This is a genomic window from Cetobacterium sp., from assembly GCF_048470075.1.
Lineage (GTDB): Bacteria > Fusobacteriota > Fusobacteriia > Fusobacteriales > Fusobacteriaceae > Cetobacterium_A.
In genome coordinates, this window is the sequence record NZ_DBGBQB010000400.1 from 1 (window position 1) to 1,584 (window position 1,584).

The 1,584-nt window shown below is 28.6% G+C and carries 1 protein-coding gene; it reads right to left on the minus strand.

Features of this window, described 5'->3' with window-relative positions; genetic code table 11:
- Window positions 1-1,584: hypothetical protein (locus ACMOUI_RS13845; RefSeq protein WP_418966279.1), on the minus strand; the 1,584-nt coding region annotated here is incomplete at both ends.

Consider the following 1,584-nt stretch of genomic DNA (forward strand, 5'->3'; position numbering starts at 1 on the left):
AATTAATTTTATTTTCTCTATTATTTTCTACAGCTTTAAAAAATCTTGGGTCTACATCCACTATATATTTAAAATCATTATTTTTAGATATCGTATTGGTAATATTAAGATTATAAATTTTCCGTATTTCTGGACCTGAACCATTTAAATATTTTAGTTTAATAGAAATTGGAGTAGGAAGATTAGTACTTTCTTTTCGAATAAAATTTAATCTCATGGTGTTAGCTTTTTCTATCTCTATAAATTCATCGCTATAAGAATCTGTAATTTGTTTATTTCCTATAAACATTTCCAATTTATCTCTTGAACTAACTTTTACCTTATTAGAAAGTATTAGAGTATGCAGCTCTTTATCAAGTTGATTATTAGCTCTATAAGAGTCGCTTTCAACCGTTTGTTTCATTAAATCAATACGATATTTTTCACCAGGAATAGCTTTTGTAATATCCAAGTTTATTTCTGTTGGTCGTGGCTCAACAACTGGAGTACTTCCAGTCACTTCTAGAGTATTAACGTGATGAGATATCTTACGATCTTTTGTTACTCCATCTGTAGAATTAAAATATTCTCCTAAAGTATATCCATATGTAAATGGTTTTACAAATTTTTCAATATTAAATGTAACTTTAGCCTTTTCTCCTAGATTTTGAGTATATTGAATTGTAAAAATATTTCCCTCATATTCAGTTTTTAAAGTACCATTTGAAGATACTACACCATCTCTACCCCTAAATCTAATACCATTTGTATTTTGTCTATTAAAAAAACTTAGTGTTGTATCAAATGTTTTCGTTTTCCCCTGATCTACATTTACGTTGTAAGTCGTCATTTGATTACCAATATCTTCAATGATAAATCTTCTTTTACCGCCAAGATAGTAAACGCCTTTTACTCCTCTGCTATCTCCTCCTTCATATAAAACTTCAAAATCTACTTCATAGACTCCCAAATGTTGTTTTAGTATTTCTACGTTATTTATTCTAAACGAACAGTGTTCTAGTTTTTCCTTAATACTACCATTTACTCCTATATCTCCTTTAGTACCAAATTCTTGAGAATTTCTTATCAATCCAAATGTTTCATTATTACCTAACTCAACATTACCTAAGTAACGTCCAGCTGCATCTACAATTCCTTTTCCATAAAAAGTTGCTCTAGAACTTCGTTTATTAAAGACTAAACCAAATCCAAGACTTTCTAATTCAAAATAATTCTTAATATCTGGCCAAGAGTAATAGTCATCTAATTTTTTAACAATGAAACCATTTGAATATGACTTTAACTTAGTGTTTATTTTTTTAGCCCACCATCCTCCCAAAATATCTCCTTCTCCAAAAGTATTACTTACAAAAGCCAAAATTGCTCTACTTTTTTTAATATCTGTAATGTCATTACTCCAATATCCCTCTAACTTATCCCATTTATAATCTCTAGATTCAATAAATGGAGAAGCTTTAAAAAACTCCGCGTTATTATCTAAAACTTTGGCAATAAAAACTTCATTAGAAGAGTCAATAGTAACTAAATCACCACTATTTTCTTGTTCTACAGAATGGTTAATAATATTGGTATTTTGTTTATCAA